Origin of the sequence: Achromobacter sp. ACRQX, from assembly GCF_022346505.1 — a bacterium.
Lineage (GTDB): Bacteria > Pseudomonadota > Gammaproteobacteria > Burkholderiales > Burkholderiaceae_B > Achromobacter > Achromobacter animicus.
Map to the genome: position 1 here is coordinate 29,392 of NZ_JAKRML010000010.1, position 14,189 is coordinate 43,580.

The window sequence follows — 14,189 nt, forward strand, 5'->3', positions numbered from 1 at the left end:
GCGGTTCAGCAGTAGGGGACGCCCTGCGCGTTCACATACAGCGCAAACAGGCATTGTCCGGTCACCATGAACAGCCGGTTGCGCCGCGCGCCGCCAAAGCACAGATTGGCGCAGCGGTCGGGCAGGGCGATGCGGCCGATGGCCGTGGCGTCGGGTGCAAAGACCATCACGCCGCTCAGTTCCGGACCCGGTCCCCAGCCCGCCCAAAGATAGCCCTCGGTATCGCAGCGGATGCCGTCCGGGATCGCCTCAAGGCTTGCCTCCACAAACGTGCGCCCTTCATCCAGCGTGCCGTCCTCTCCAACCCCGAAAACCAGGATGCGGTTAGGAGAAGAGCCGTTGTCCACGACATACAGCAGCCGTTCGTCCGGCGAAAAACACAGACCGTTGGGATTGTGGACGCCCCGGACCACGGCCTGCAGCTCCCCAGTGCCGGGGTCCAGCCGATAGACGTGCGTCGGGAGTTCCGGGTCGGCCTTGAAGCCTTCGTAGTTGCTCAGAATGCCGAATACCGGATCGGAGAACCAGATCGATCCATCTCGCCGCACAACCACGTCGTTCGGCGCATTCAGGCGTTTGCCCTCGAACCGGTCGGCCAGCACCGTCACTGAGCCGTCGTACTCGGTCCGCACCACGCGCCGCTCGCCATGTTCGCAACTGACGAGCCGGCCCTGGCGGTCGCGCGTGTTGCCGTTCGTGTACCCGGAAGGCTGACGGTGCACCGATACGGCACCCGTTTCCTCGTCCCATCTCAAGAGGCGGTTGTTGGGGATGTCGCTCCAGATCAGGCACCTGCCGTCTCCGAACCAGACCGGGCCCTCGCCATAGCGGACACCGGTCGCCAGGCGTTCGATGCCCGCGTTATTGAGCCGGATATTGCGGAATCGGGGATCCAGCACCTCAATGGCCGGATCGGGATAGCGTTCACTGGGTTCCCACATGGGACCTCCTGTAGCCAGGTCGCAAGCTGGCAGGCGGCTAGCTTGCCGGGATGGAATTGCCGCGTCCATCCGCCTGTAGCAGCAAGCCGCCTGCCCGGACGGGTCCCGCGTCCGTGCGGTTCACCCGAATCAGGTGAACCGCGGCGTGCCGGCGTCAGTTTCCAGTGGGCAGGGAAAGCTTGAAGCCGTCCTTCGCCAGACTGTCGCGGATGTACTGGAACCGCTCGTAGCCGGACAAGGTCAGCGGTCCGTCATAGCCTTCGCTTTGCATCTTGCGGGGCGGGTAGTCTATGTACGTCTTCATCAGCGGCGCGACGGCGTCGTTGATCATGACCATCGTCCAGGTTCGCTCCGTGACGTTGCTCATGAAGATGTCGTAACGCTCCTGCGGGTCGGCCCACAGGTCGAACACCTGGGGCACCGTCGCAACATAGGACTCCGCGCCTTTCCAGCCCAGGTTCGTGTCCACCGCAAGCCCGCCCGTCACCGCGCCGTCGTCGCCGCGCAGGTTGAACACCGCCTTGTAGTTGGCGACGCGCACGGCGCCCGGCGACAGCTCGTTCTCGGTGAAGTAGAACCACGACTTGCGGTCGCACTTGCCGGTGCCAAACAGGACGGGCGACATGTCATAGCTGTCGAAGATGATCGGCTTGTCTTCGCGGTCGTTCGTGGGCAGCTTCACGCCGGCAACCGCGGCAAACGTCGCCATCAGATCCAGGCCACCCACCAGGCTGTGATCTTTGGCGCCCGCGGCGATCTTGCCGGGCATCCACGCGATCGCGGGAACCCGGTTGCCGCCTTCGCGCACCGTTCCCTTCGTGCCGCGCAACGGGGTATAGCCCGCATCGGGGTAGACGTCCTGCCAGGCGCCATTGTCCGTCGTGTAGAACACCAGCGTGTTCTTGTCCAGGCCCAGCTCGCGGATCTTGTCCATGATGCGGCCGATCCGTGCGTCCAGTTCCACGACCGAATCCGCGTACTTGCTCTTGGACATGGACTTATGGATGTAGTCGGGATCCGGCATGTTGGGCTGGTGCACCTTCATGAAGTTGATGCTCATGAAGAACGGCTGCTCGGACTTGGCGTTGCGGTCCAGATAGTCCAGCGAGGCCTTTTCGACATACCGGTCAAAGAACGGAATGCCGACGACGCCTTCACGGCCGTTGACCATGGGCGTGTCGACGTATTGACCGTTGATCTTGAACTCCTCGCGCGGCTTTTCGCCGGCGTTGCCGGACAATGCGCCCTTGGTGACGCGCTGGAACATCTCGCGCACGTCCGCGGGCATGTCCGGGAACCACGTGGGATCCGCGTAGGTGTAGGCGTTCAGGTGATAGAGGCCCGCATACTTCATCTCGTCGTAGCCCTGGGCGTTGGGCAAGGCGTAGTCCGCTTCGCCCAGATGCCATTTGCCCGTGAAGAACGTCTTGTAGCCGGCGGTCTTCAGCACCGACCCGAGTGTCCATTCGGCCGCCGGCAGGCCGCCGCCCTGGCCTTGAAAGGCCACGGTGGTCATGCCGCTGCGATTGGGGATGCGGCCGGTCTGCATGGCTGCGCGGCCGGGGGTGCAGCTGGGCTGCGCGTAGAACGAGAAGAAGGTCATGCCTTCGGAAGAGAGCCGGTCGATGTTGGGCGTTGGCATGCCGCGGCCGATGCCGCCGCCATACGGACCGAGATCGCCGAGGCCGGTGTCGTCGGAGACAAGCAGGATGATGTTGGGTTTGCGCTGATCCTGCGCGGAGGCGGGGGCACAGATTGCCGCTCCCGCCATGAGAAGTGCTGCGGCACCGCAAGTGAGCGTTCGTTTGGTCGCCATTTTCAACTCCGTCGTGTAAGAGTGAAATCAACCGCACGAAGCTGCAAACCGTGCGGTTCACATTGGCCTACGTACTTGGGGATGTTCAATCCGGGACGCGCAGTCCGGGACGCGTAGTCCGGAACGCAGACTCCGGGACTTGCAATCCGACATGCATCGTCCGCGGGATTTGAACTGCAATAATTTTCATCTTCCTTTCCCGCCTGTCAACGAGATTCTGCGATGCGCTTGCATGCATGCGCCGCATTGGTCAACACGGACCGGCACGGCTGTATCACGCGTTGGCTGCGCTTGCGCGATTGCCAGCCCGCGCGCGTTGCTCTTATCGTTGATGCGTTCCGGACGCGCCAGCCTACCGCTCGCACGTTCCTCCGGTAATCGCACACGCGAGGTTCCCATGGACTACTCGTTTCTCCTGGCAGGCTTGGCGGCGGCGTTCTTTGTGGCGCTGTTTGGCGCCATCGCATTGGGCAAGCGATTGGGCAGAAAGCTTGAGGAGAACGGCGGGGCAGGGGTGGCGGCGATCGAGGCATCGGTGTTTGCGCTGCTGGGGCTGCTGGTCGCGTTTACGTTCTCGGGCGCGGCGCAGCGTATGTCGGACCGGCGCGATCTCTTGATCCAGGAAGTCAACGCCATCGGCACGGCATGGCTGCGGGTTGATCTGCTGCCTCCCGCTGCGCAGCCGGCGCTGCGGGCGCAATTTCGCCACTACGTCGATCAACGGATCCTTTATGAACGCCATGTCGCCGATCTGGATGCGCGGACGGGGATTGCGGCCAAGGCCAGCGCGCTGCAAATGGACATCTGGCGGGCCTCCGTCGGGGCGGCGCGGGACGATGTTGCGCCGCCGCTGGCGGCCTCGTACGTGCAGGCAGTGAATGACATGTTCGACGCGGCGACCGCGCTTGTCGCCGCCCAGAAGGTGCATCCGCCCATGGCGGCCTACGTTTTCCTGGGATTTCTTGCGCTGATCTGCGCCGGCCTGGTGGGCGTGAAGCTGGCCGCAACGCAGCGGGGGACGCTACTGCACGAGCTGATCTACGCGCTGGTCATGACCGCGGCGCTGTACATCATCATCGACTTTGAGTTTCCACGAATCGGCACGATACGCATCGACCAGAGCGACGCGTTGCTGGTGTCCCAACGCGAGGCGATGGTTGATCCGCCGTCTTCCCGCCCGTGACGCCGCGGCTGCCGTAAGCGCGGGCGTATGCCCATACCCGCGAATCCGGTGCAGTCGCACTAGCGCAGTTGCGTTTTGCCGGCACACGGCATCCGTGCTTATATTTCCGAAGCCCGTCGCGGGCCGGCCCTTTGGGAGATCACCATGGCGCTGAGCGATGTGCGGGGCAATCCCGTTTCCAGCGATGAACCGGCGTCGATGGCCGCTTACGAACAGGCGCAAAGCTTGTTCCACGGCTATTACGGCGATCCCTTGGGCATCATCGACGGGGCGCTTTCCGAAGACCCCGTCTTCGTCATGGGCCACCTGCTGCGCGCAGGCATGATGATTACCGCCAGCGACAAGTGCGTCGAACCGCTGCTACGCGAAAGCGTCGAGGCTGCCGAAGCACTCGTCGATATCGCCAATGATCGCGAGCGCCGTCATACGGCGGCGGCGCGCGCCTGGCTCGACGGCAATTTCTCTGCCGCGTTGCGGCGCTACGCTGACATCCTTGCGGATTACCCGCACGACACCCTGGCGCTGCAGGTGGGCCACATAGGCGACTTCCTGCTTGGCCGCTCGGCCATGTTGCGCGACCGCGTGGCCGGCATTCTGCCCGCGTGGAACTGCAAGATGCCCGACTACGGCTACGTGCTGGGCATGCACGCCTTCGGGCTGGAAGAGACCAATCTCTATGCCGCAGCGGAAGCCCAGGGCCGCCGCGCGCTGGACCTGAACCCCCGTGATCCGTGGGCCGTGCACGCGGTGGCTCATGTGCTGGAAATGCAGGGCAGGGTGGACGAGGGCATTGCCTGGCTGAACGGCCGGCGCGACGACTGGTCCAGCGACAACATGCTGTCCATCCACAACTGGTGGCACCTGGCCCTGTTTCACCTGGACCGCGAGGACATCGCCGAAGTGCTTGCCATGTACGACGACCGGCTGCGCGAAACATCCACCGGGCAGGTGCTTGACCTGATCGACGCGTCGGCCATGCTGTGGCGCCTGTTGCTGCGTGGGATCGATGTCGATTGGCGGTGGCGGCAGCTTGCCGAAGTCTGGCAGGCGCGCGGCGGCACGGGCTACTACGCCTTCAACGATGTGCATGCGTTGATGGCCTACCTGGGCGCCGGGGATGAGGCGGCGGCACAGTCATTGATCGATTCCATGGAAGCCGCCGCTCAGGGCGCCGGCACCAACGCGATGATGACGCGCGACGTAGGGCTGCCGGTGGCGCACGCGCTGGTGGCCTTCACGCGCGAAGACTACGCATTGGCCGCGGATCTGTTGCGCGACGTGCGGCTGATTGCGCACCGGTTCGGCGGCAGCCACGCCCAGCGCGACGTGTTGGCGCTGACGCTGGTCGAGGCGGCGCTGCGGGGTGGCGCGCGGTCGCTCGCGAAGGTGCTGACCGCCGAACGCATGAGTCTCAAGCCCAACAGCGAGGGCAACCGCAAGCTGGCCTCGCGGGCTGCGGCGCTGTAACGGCATCAAAAGATACGCCTGCATTGCGAAAGGATTCTCTTCAAGGAGAACGCGCATGAAAAAGCACGCGAAGATCGGGTTGGCGTTGGTGGCAATACTGGGCGCGACAGGCGCGATCGGCGCGTATGTCGTGGTCTCCGCGCCACCGGCGGGGCCGCACGTCATCACGTTGGGAGACGGCAAGCAGGGACCGGCGGCGATGGCCTGGATACCCGGCAACGAATTCCTGATGGGCAACGACCACCAGATGTCCCAGCCGAACGAGCGCCCGGCGCACAAGGTGCGCGTCAGCGGGTTCTGGATGGACGTGCACGACGTCACCAACGCGCAGTTCCGCCGCTTCGTCGAGGCGACAGGCTATGTGACGACCGCCGAGCAGAAACCACGCTGGGAAGACCTGCGTGTCCAGCTTCCGGCTGGCACGCCGCGTCCGGACGACAGCGCCTTGCAGGCGGGCGCCATGGTGTTCACCGGCACGGAGACCGAGGTGTCGCTGCGCGACTATTCGCGCTGGTGGCGCTTTGTTCCGGGCGCAAACTGGCGGCACCCCGAGGGGCCGGGCAGCAACATCGACGGCAAGGACGATCACCCGGTCGTGCAGGTGTCTTACGCAGATGCGCAAGCCTACGCCAAGTGGGCGGGCAAGCGGCTGCCGACGGAGGCCGAGTGGGAATTCGCCGCCCGGGGCGGCCTGGAGCAGGCTACGTATACGTGGGGCAATGAGCTGCTGCCGCAGGGCAAGGCGATGGCCAACATCTGGGACACCCGGCAGCCGCAGCCGTTTCCTGTCGTCAAGGATGAAAAGGTGCAGGTAGGCACCACGCCGGTAGGCAGCTTCGCCCCCAACGGCTATGGCCTGTACGACATGGCGGGGAACGTCTGGCAATGGACGTCGGACTGGTATCGCGCGGATGCCTTCAAGTTTCAGGCGCAGTACCGCCAGCCGCCGCAGGACCCGGCCGGACCCGCCGACAGCTTTGATCCCGACGACGGCGGCACGCCCGTGTCGGCGCCCAAGCGCGTGACCCGCGGCGGATCCTTTCTTTGCAGCGACACGTATTGCATCAGCTACCGCGCCAGCGCGCGGCGCGGCACGGATCCGCTCAACCCCATGTCGCATATCGGCTTTCGCACCGTCATGACACCGCAGCAGTGGAAGGCCGCGCAGGCGTCTCAAGGCAGCATCGCCAGCCGTTGACGCCTGTTCGCCGTGCGGAGCGCGGACAGGGGAAATCGTTCAAAGGATGTCACCACCGCGCCATGCGCGCGCTCGGGAGATCGTCATGCAAGCTTCGATTCAATATCGCTCCATGCGGCGGCTGGCCTGGATGTGGCTCTGCATCGTGTGCCTGCTGGCCGGCTGCGCCGCGTCCGACCGCCAGAAGCAGGCGGAGCTGGCGTCCTGGACCGACGGGCCATCCCGTGTGGCCATCGTCGCGTTCGTGAAGGCAGTCACCGAACCGGGCAGCCCGGACTTCGTGCCCGAGGAAGATCGTATCGCCGTGTTCGACAACGACGGCACGCTGTGGAGCGAAAAGCCGATCTACTTCCAGGTGATGTTCTCGATGGACGAGGTTCACGCGCTGGCGCCATCGCACCCGGACTGGGCCACGCGCCAGCCTTTCATGGCGGTGCTGCAGAACGATCATGCCGAGGTGGCCAAGTCCGGCGAGCGGGGCATGATGGAAATCGTATTGGCGACCAACACCGGCACGCCCGTCGCGCAGTACACGCAGCGCGTCGATCAGTGGCTGCATACCGCGCGCCATCCGCGCACGAAACTGCCGTACGACAGCATGACGTACGTGCCGATGCGGGAGCTGCTGGATTACCTGCGCGCGCGCGGCTTCAAGACCTACATCGTGTCGGGCGGCGAAACCGAGTTCATGCGGGCCTGGACGCAGAAGGCCTACGGCATCCCGCCGGAACAGGTCATCGGCACGGCGTTCGGCAGCGAATTCGTGGCAAGCGGCAACGGGTACGCGCTGATGCGGTTGCCGAAGCTGGACTTCAACGACGACGGCCCCGGCAAACCGGTGGCCATCCAGCGTCACATTGGCAAGCGTCCCATACTGGCCTTCGGCAACTCGGACGGCGACCTGCAGATGCTGCAATGGACCACCGCCGGGCCGGGCAAGCGCTTTGGCGGCATCGTTCACCACACCGACGCCAAGCGAGAATGGGCCTACGACCGGGATTCGAGCGTCGGTCGTCTGGACAAGGCCCTGGACGCGGCGCGGGCCAATGGATGGACGGTCGTCGATATGGAGAAGGAGTGGAAGCGGATCTACGCGCAGGATTGGCAGTGAGTGCGGGGTGACGCCGCACGACAATACATGTTGCGAACAATTCTTGGTATCATTTGGCGATTCTCGCCGCCTGACCGCTTTCCGGGCAGGCGGCTTTTCCGTGTCATCGCGCTGCTTGCCGGGGCGTTTGAGCATGTCCAACCCCCTCCAGCCGATCCAGCTACTCTGCGAAACCCATTACGAATGGCTCTGCCAATGGTGGCGGCGTCAGCTCGGGCACGGCGATGAGGCATCGGATTTCGCGCATGACACCTTTCTGCGCGTGCTGCGCAATCCCGAAGAAGTCCGCACGCTGCGGCAGCCTCGCGCCTACCTGACCACCATCGCACGCGGCCTGCTGAATGACCACTGGCGCCGCCGGTCGCTCGAGCGCGCCTGGCTGCAGGCCGTTGCCGAGATTCCGCCCGAGATGGAGGCGTCGCCAGAGATGCTGCTGGGCGTACAGCAGGCGCTACAGCAACTGGACCGCATGCTGGCCAATCTGGCGCCTCAGGCGCGCGAAGTGTTCGTGCTGTCGCAACTGGAAGGCCTGACGTACGTGGAGATCGCGGCGCGCACCGGACTCAGTGATCGCACGGTGAAGCGATACATGGCCCAGGGCTTTGAGGTCTGCCTGACCCTGCTGGAGCATTGATTCATGGCCGCCGCCGAATCCAAGCCTCTGGACGCCGCGATCATCCGCGAGGCGGCGCGTTGGCTGGTGCGTTTGCATTCGGGCGAGGCGGGGCCAGCGGATCACGCCGCCTTCGAACGCTGGCGCGCGGGCAGCCCGGACCGCGAACTCGCGTGGCAACGGGCGCAGCGGCTGACGCAACAGTTCAACGCCGTGCCGGCCGCGCTGGGGGTGCCGCTGCTGACGCGCGAGCCGCGGGTCAGCCGGCGCACCGTGTTGCGTACCCTGGCGGCGATGGGTTTCGCGGCGCCGGCCGCGGCATGGCTGGGATACCGCGTCCACTACGGGCAGGAGGGCGGGTACCGCACGGCAGTGGGCGAAAGCCACGACCTGATGCTGGCCGACGGCAGCGAGGTGCTGCTCAATACCGATACGGGCATGGACGTACGCTATTCCGACGCCGCCCGCGTGGTGCAGTTGCGGTCTGGCGAAGTCTATGTACGTACGGCGGCCGACAAGGCGGTTCGGCCGTTTTATGTCGAAACGCCGCAGGGACGTCTGCAAGCCCTGGGCACGCGGTTCGTCGTCCGGCAGCGGGACGGCCGAGACGCCATGACCGAATTGACGGTGCTCGAGCATCGGGTTGCCGTGACGCTGGCGAACGGGGGATCGACGCGGGTGTTCAGCGCGGGCGAGTCCGTGCGCTTTACGGCGCAGGCCTTTCTGCAAGGCGACCTCCCGGCGGCCGCGCCGCTGCGGGCGGGCACCGCGCCGGGGTGGACGCGCGGGGTGATCGAAGCCGACAACATGCGGCTGGACGCGCTGCTTGCCGAAGTGGCGCGCTACCGGCGCGGCGTGGTCCGTTGCGATCCGGACGTGGCGGGCCTGCGCGTGTCCGGCGTGTTCCGCCTGGAGAACACGGATGCGCTGCTGGCTGTCGTGGCCAACACGCTGGATCTGCGCGTGGTGACGCGGACTTCCTATTGGGTGACCCTGGGTCGATAGCCCGCCGCGACGTCGTTTCACTTATTTACAACTGCGCCGCTTCCTGCGTGTCCCTTTTGCCCCGGCTCATCCGGCATACCGCGCATTGATGACCTGAACCGGATGTGAACACGTGGCACTTCAACACCCATCGCCCGCGCGCGCTGCAACGCGCGTCCTGCGCCTGGCCGCACTGAGCCTGAGCCTGACCGCCGCCTTTGGCGCGTCGTCGTCCGCGGCGGCCCAACCCGTGCAGCAAGCCGGCGTGCAGGACTACCGCATTCCCGCCGGTCCGCTGGACCAGGCGCTTTCGGCGTTCGCCAAGGCGGGAGGCATCACGGTGTCGTTCCGTCCCGCAGACACAGGCGGTCTGACCACGCAAGGGTTGAACGGCAGCTACGCGGTGGACGCCGGTCTGGCCAAGCTGCTTGCCGGGACGGGCCTTGTTGCCGAAGCGCAGGGCGGGCAGGGCTCTGTCGTGCGCGCGTTGGCGGCGCCGGCGGCCAAGCCTGTGGCGCAGGCCCCCGAGCCCGCCGCCAGCGCCAGCACGCTGGAATCGATCCAGGTCAGCGGTGACTGGCTGGGCACCGGCCTTGAAAATAGCGTGCAGACCTTTGGCGGAGCGCGCACGCTGCTGCGCCGCGACGAAATCCAGAACAGCGGCGCCACCAGCGTGGCGGACGCGCTGCGACGCGTGCCCGGCGTGCAGATCAGCGGCAGTACCAGCGCCACGGGCAGCTCGGTAGGCCTGCATGTCGGCATCCGGGGCTTGAACCCGCGCAACTCTTTCCGCACGACGATGCTGCTGGACGGCATCCCGATGGCGATGGCGCCTTACGGACAACCGAACCTGGTGATGTCCCCGACCAGTCTGGGCAACATCGAGGCCATCGACGTAGTGCGCGGCGGCGGGGCCGTGCGTTATGGTCCGCAGAACGTCGGCGGCGTCATCAACTTCAAGACCCGCGCGATTCCCAACACGCCCGGCCTGACCGCCGAAGCCTCGGCCCGCTACAACATCTTCAGCCACGGCGGCACGAACACCCAATACACCGGCTTCCTGGGCACGCAGTTCGACAACGGCCTGGGTGTGGCCCTGATGTATTCCGGCATGGACGGCGAGCAATGGCGCGACGGCAGCGACGACCGCTACAACGACGTCGCGTTGAAATGGCGCTTTGCGCTGACGCCCACTTCGGAGATCTACGGCAAGTTCGCGCATTACGACGTCAAATCCATGACGCCCGGCGGCCTGACCGTCGCCCAGTATCGGGACGATCCCTTCCAGAACACGCACCCGACCGATTACTGGAAAGGGCAGCGGGACCAGGTTGATATCGGCTATCTGAATTCGATTTCGGAGACGCAGGAGTTCGAGGCGCGCGTCTATCACTACGACAGCTCGCGGCAGAGTTCGCTGATCAATTCCGCCGCGAACCGCAATGACTACCAACCGCGCAACAACCAGGTGCTGGGTATCGAACCGCGCTACACGCAGCGCATCGAATGGGGGCCGACGACGCATGACGTCACCATCGGCTACCGTTATATCCACGAAACCGGCCAAGACAGGCGCTATTCCGAGTCGCTGTCGACCGGCCAGCGCGTGGGTGTGCAGCAGGTCTTCGACAACGAAACCGACGCGCACTCCGTTTACCTGGACGACCGCATTGCCTACGGCAACTGGCGCATCACGCCGGGCGTGCGCTACGAGCGCATCGACACCCACCGCCAGCCGAGCGGCACCGCCAACGACACGCCGTTCGACATGCGCAACAGCCGCGGGTTGCCGTCGCTGAACGTGGCGTACCTGGTCAATGACGCGCTGACGCTCTACACCAACTACAACACCTCGTTCGGCGCGGTCCAGTACACGCAGCTCAACTCCATGTCCGCGACCAATCCGCTGAGCCCCGAGATCGCGAAGACGGTCGAGGCCGGCCTGCGCTACACGGGCGAGCAACTGCACACGGAATTCACGGTGTTCGATCTGCGCTTCGACAACCAGATTCTGTCGATTCCTGGCACGAACCCGGCCGTCTTCCGTAATCTGGGCGCCACGACGCACAATGGCGTCGAGTTCGCCATCGACTATGACTTCGACCGCTCCGGGCCGCTTGCCGGCCTGAACGTCTACGCCAACTACACGTACGTGCGGGCCATTCAGAAATCCGGCGAATTCGAAGGCAACGACGTGCCGTTCTATTCACGCCAGACCGGTACAGTGGGCGGCCGGTACACGCGCAACAACTGGACGTTCAACCTGTTCACCACGGCGCAAAGCAGCCAATACTCGGACACCGCCAACACGGGGCCTGAGAATGCGGACGCGACCAATGGCCGTGTGCCTGGCTTCAGCGTCTGGAACACGCAACTGGCGTACAAGGTGCCGCAATGGCGCGGCAGCGAGCTGGCGGTGGGGGTGAACAACCTGTTTGATCGCCGCTACTACACGCGCAACGTCGACACCAATGGCGGCCGCATGGTGGGCGCGCCGCGCACGGTCTACCTGCAAGCGCGACTGGCGTATTGATGCCTCGGCGCGTCTGGCTGGCCTGCCATCGCTGGGTCGCGCTCGTCCTGGGCGGAATTCTGATTCTGTCCGGGTTGACGGGCGCCTTGCTCGTGGCTGCGCGGCCGCTGGATCGGATGTTGCATCCGGCTTATTTTGTTGCGGAAAGCCGGCCGGATGGTGGCGCCGTGCCGTTGGAAACCGTGCGGCGCAATCTGGTGGCCGCATTTGGCCCAGATGCCTCGTTGACGTTCGATCCGCCCCGCAAGGCGGGTGACACGTTGCAGGTGCGGGTGCGCGCCGCCTGGCGGGGCACCGTCTATCTGGACCCGTCGAGCGGCCGAGAGCAGGGCAGGCGGGCAGAGGACGAGGGCGTTACCGCGGTCCTTTATCAACTGCACAGCGCGTTGATGCTGGGGCAGACCGGCAAGGCGGTGCTGGCGTGGGCCGCGTTGGCGTATCTTGTGCTGATGGTGTCCGGGCTGGTGCTCTGGTGGCCGCGCAAATGGCCGCCATCGCTGCGCATGGTATTCGACAAGGGAACGTTGCGCGCGCTGTTTGATGTCCATCGTCAGGGCGGGGCGATTCTGGCGATTTTCCTGGCGGTGGCGGTGGCGACGGGGGCTTACCTGGCTTGGCGTCCGATCGGCGGGTGGATCACTGCGGCCAGCGGGCAGGCTCGCGTGGTCGCGCCTAAGCTTCCGGGGCTGGTGGCCGGGATGGCGGCGTCGCAGGATGGGATGCCCCGGCCGCCATCTCTGGACGCCTTTGCCGCGGCGGCCAGGGAAGCATTCCCGGACGGCGAGATCGGCTTCATTCTCTACACGCCACACCTCGACCGGCCCATGGCTATCCGAATGCGCGTTCCAGACGATTCGCATCCCAACGGGCGCTCCACCGTCTGGCTGGATCCTCGGGACGGCAGGGTTCTGGCCGCGCACCGCTGGAACGAACTCGATCCGGGCACGCGGATCAACTCGGTGATCTATCCGTTGCATACAGGAGAGTTGGGCGGCCCCGCGGGTGAGATCGGCGTGGCGATGCTGGGACTGGGGTTGGCCACGCTGGGGATCAGCGGTTTGTGGTTGTGGTGGCGAAGAAGGTCGGATAACCGCCGCAACACCTCAGCTGTCAGGCACCTTGGACGCGATTGCCGTTCGCGTCGATGACGGGGTCGCCGTCCTCCTTGTTGAGCGCGCCGCGTTGGCGTTGCGGCAGGATATTCAGGACTGCTTCGGACGGCCGGCAAAGGCGGGTGCCAAGCGGCGTCAGTTGCGCGCGGCGCCGGCTTCGTACCAGCCCTTGCTCTGATTCACGATCCGCACGACGAGCAGCATGACGGGGACTTCGATCAGCACGCCGACCACCGTTGCCAGCGCCGCCCCGGACTGAAAGCCAAACAGGCTGATCGCAGCCGCGACCGCGAGTTCGAAGAAGTTGGACGCGCCGATCAGCGCGGACGGGCACGCGATGCTGTGCTTTTCACCGACGCGCCGGTTGAGCCAGTACGCCAGGCCGGAATTGAAGAACACCTGGATCAGAATGGGCACCGCCAACATCGCTATCACCAAGGGCTGCCCGATGATGGCTTCGCCCTGAAACGCGAACAGCAGGACCAGCGTCAGCAGCAGGGCGGCCATCGAGAACGGACCGATCCGCGCCAACGCGGCATCGAACGCCGCCTGACTGCGCCGTAGCAACGCGCGGCGCCACACCTGCGCCAGGATGACCGGCACCACGATGTACAGCCCCACAGAAACCAGCAACGTGTCCCACGGCACGCTGATGGCCGACAGGCCGAGCAGCAGGCCAACCACGGGCGCGAAGGCAAACACCATGATGGTGTCGTTCAACGCCACCTGAGACAGCGTGAAAACCGGGTCCCCGCCCGTCAGCCGGCTCCAGACGAACACCATTGCCGTGCACGGGGCGGCGGCAAGCAGGATCAGACCCGCGATGTAGCTGTCGAGTTGGTCGGCCGGCAGCCAGGCGGCGAAAACGTGGCGGATGAACAGCCAGCCCAGAAAGGCCATGGAGAACGGCTTAACTGCCCAATTGATGAACAGCGTCACGCCGATACCACGCCAGTGTTGCTTGACCTGACCCAGCGCGCCAAAGTCCACCTTCAGCAGCATCGGGATGATCATCACCCAGATCAGAATGCCGACCGGCAAATTGACCTGGGCGACTTCCATGCGACCGATGGCCTGGAATACGCCGGGGGCCGCCTGGCCCAATGTCACGCCCAGGACGATGCAGAGAACGACCCACAAGGTGAGATAGCGCTCAAAGACGTTCATGGAAGGGCGCTGGGGCGCCGGACGTGCGGCGGGTGCGGTGGAGGGCATGGGTTGCAGGTGAGAA

Annotated in this window: 11 protein-coding genes and 1 pseudogene; 8 read left to right on the forward strand and 4 right to left on the reverse strand. The window is 65.3% G+C overall.

What is annotated here, in order from left to right:
- Positions 1–5: 5 nt before the first annotated feature.
- Positions 6–941 (reverse strand): SMP-30/gluconolactonase/LRE family protein, encoded by a 936-nt coding sequence (locus MHZ91_RS11375; protein WP_239213641.1) that lies wholly within the window; start codon positions 939–941, stop codon positions 6–8.
- A 154-nt stretch (positions 942–1,095) separates the two neighbouring features.
- A complete protein-coding gene (locus MHZ91_RS11380; RefSeq protein ID WP_175121524.1) occupies positions 1,096–2,757 on the reverse strand; it encodes an arylsulfatase in 1,662 nt (553 codons plus the stop codon).
- A 397-nt stretch (positions 2,758–3,154) separates the two neighbouring features.
- Here MHZ91_RS11380 and MHZ91_RS11385 point away from each other — a divergent pair, with 397 nt between their 5' ends.
- The 8 genes from MHZ91_RS11385 (at position 3,155) to MHZ91_RS11420 (ending at position 12,994) form a co-directional block, all read left to right on the forward strand.
- Positions 3,155–3,940, forward strand: coding sequence for a hypothetical protein (locus tag MHZ91_RS11385; protein ID WP_239213642.1), 786 nt, complete (start codon positions 3,155–3,157; stop codon positions 3,938–3,940).
- Positions 3,941–4,084: 144 nt separating this feature from the next.
- On the forward strand, positions 4,085–5,407 hold the full coding sequence (locus MHZ91_RS11390) for a tetratricopeptide repeat protein (RefSeq protein ID WP_239213643.1): 1,323 nt from the start codon (positions 4,085–4,087) through the stop codon (positions 5,405–5,407).
- A 55-nt stretch (positions 5,408–5,462) separates the two neighbouring features.
- Positions 5,463–6,605 (forward strand): formylglycine-generating enzyme family protein, encoded by a 1,143-nt coding sequence (locus MHZ91_RS11395; protein ID WP_239213644.1) that lies wholly within the window; start codon positions 5,463–5,465, stop codon positions 6,603–6,605.
- 112 nt (positions 6,606–6,717) lie between these two features.
- Positions 6,718–7,716, forward strand: coding sequence for an HAD family phosphatase (locus MHZ91_RS11400; RefSeq protein WP_239213774.1), 999 nt, complete (start codon positions 6,718–6,720; stop codon positions 7,714–7,716).
- A 133-nt stretch (positions 7,717–7,849) separates the two neighbouring features.
- Positions 7,850–8,350, forward strand: a complete 501-nt coding sequence (locus MHZ91_RS11405) for a sigma-70 family RNA polymerase sigma factor (protein ID WP_239213645.1) — start codon at positions 7,850–7,852, stop codon at positions 8,348–8,350.
- Positions 8,351–8,353: 3 nt separating this feature from the next.
- On the forward strand, positions 8,354–9,334 hold the full coding sequence (locus tag MHZ91_RS11410) for a FecR domain-containing protein (protein WP_239213646.1): 981 nt from the start codon (positions 8,354–8,356) through the stop codon (positions 9,332–9,334).
- 112 nt (positions 9,335–9,446) lie between these two features.
- Positions 9,447–11,846, forward strand: coding sequence for a TonB-dependent receptor (locus tag MHZ91_RS11415; protein ID WP_239213647.1), 2,400 nt, complete (start codon positions 9,447–9,449; stop codon positions 11,844–11,846).
- Entirely contained in the window at positions 11,846–12,994 is a 1,149-nt protein-coding gene (locus tag MHZ91_RS11420; protein ID WP_239213648.1) for a PepSY domain-containing protein, read from the forward strand. Before MHZ91_RS11415 ends, MHZ91_RS11420 begins: the two co-directional genes overlap by 1 nt.
- Here MHZ91_RS11420 and MHZ91_RS11425 read toward each other — a convergent pair.
- Both MHZ91_RS11425 and arsB read right to left on the reverse strand, forming a co-directional pair.
- A pseudogene (locus tag MHZ91_RS11425) lies at positions 12,957–13,097 on the reverse strand (arsenate reductase); the annotation flags it as partial. The gene MHZ91_RS11420 and the pseudogene MHZ91_RS11425 overlap by 38 nt on opposite strands.
- Positions 13,094–14,173, reverse strand: coding sequence for an ACR3 family arsenite efflux transporter (gene arsB, locus MHZ91_RS11430; RefSeq protein WP_239213650.1), 1,080 nt, complete (start codon positions 14,171–14,173; stop codon positions 13,094–13,096). The gene arsB and the pseudogene MHZ91_RS11425, both read right to left, overlap by 4 nt.
- Positions 14,174–14,189: the final 16 nt, after the last annotated feature.

What these genes read in the sequence shown, in the direction of transcription:
- MHZ91_RS11385 (WP_239213642.1), top strand. Translation starts at nt 3,155, where the DNA reads ATGGACTACTCGTTTCTCCTGGCAGGCTTGGCGGCGGCGTTCTTTGTG.
- arsB (WP_239213650.1), bottom strand. Translation starts at nt 14,173, where the DNA reads ATGCCCTCCACCGCACCCGCCGCACGTCCGGCGCCCCAGCGCCCTTCC.
- MHZ91_RS11375 (WP_239213641.1), bottom strand. Translation starts at nt 941, where the DNA reads ATGTGGGAACCCAGTGAACGCTATCCCGATCCGGCCATTGAGGTGCTG.
- MHZ91_RS11395 (WP_239213644.1), top strand. Translation starts at nt 5,463, where the DNA reads ATGAAAAAGCACGCGAAGATCGGGTTGGCGTTGGTGGCAATACTGGGC.
- MHZ91_RS11390 (WP_239213643.1), top strand. Translation starts at nt 4,085, where the DNA reads ATGGCGCTGAGCGATGTGCGGGGCAATCCCGTTTCCAGCGATGAACCG.
- MHZ91_RS11410 (WP_239213646.1), top strand. Translation starts at nt 8,354, where the DNA reads ATGGCCGCCGCCGAATCCAAGCCTCTGGACGCCGCGATCATCCGCGAG.
- MHZ91_RS11400 (WP_239213774.1), top strand. Translation starts at nt 6,718, where the DNA reads ATGCGGCGGCTGGCCTGGATGTGGCTCTGCATCGTGTGCCTGCTGGCC.
- MHZ91_RS11380 (WP_175121524.1), bottom strand. Translation starts at nt 2,757, where the DNA reads ATGGCGACCAAACGAACGCTCACTTGCGGTGCCGCAGCACTTCTCATG.
- MHZ91_RS11420 (WP_239213648.1), top strand. Translation starts at nt 11,846, where the DNA reads ATGCCTCGGCGCGTCTGGCTGGCCTGCCATCGCTGGGTCGCGCTCGTC.
- MHZ91_RS11405 (WP_239213645.1), top strand. Translation starts at nt 7,850, where the DNA reads ATGTCCAACCCCCTCCAGCCGATCCAGCTACTCTGCGAAACCCATTAC.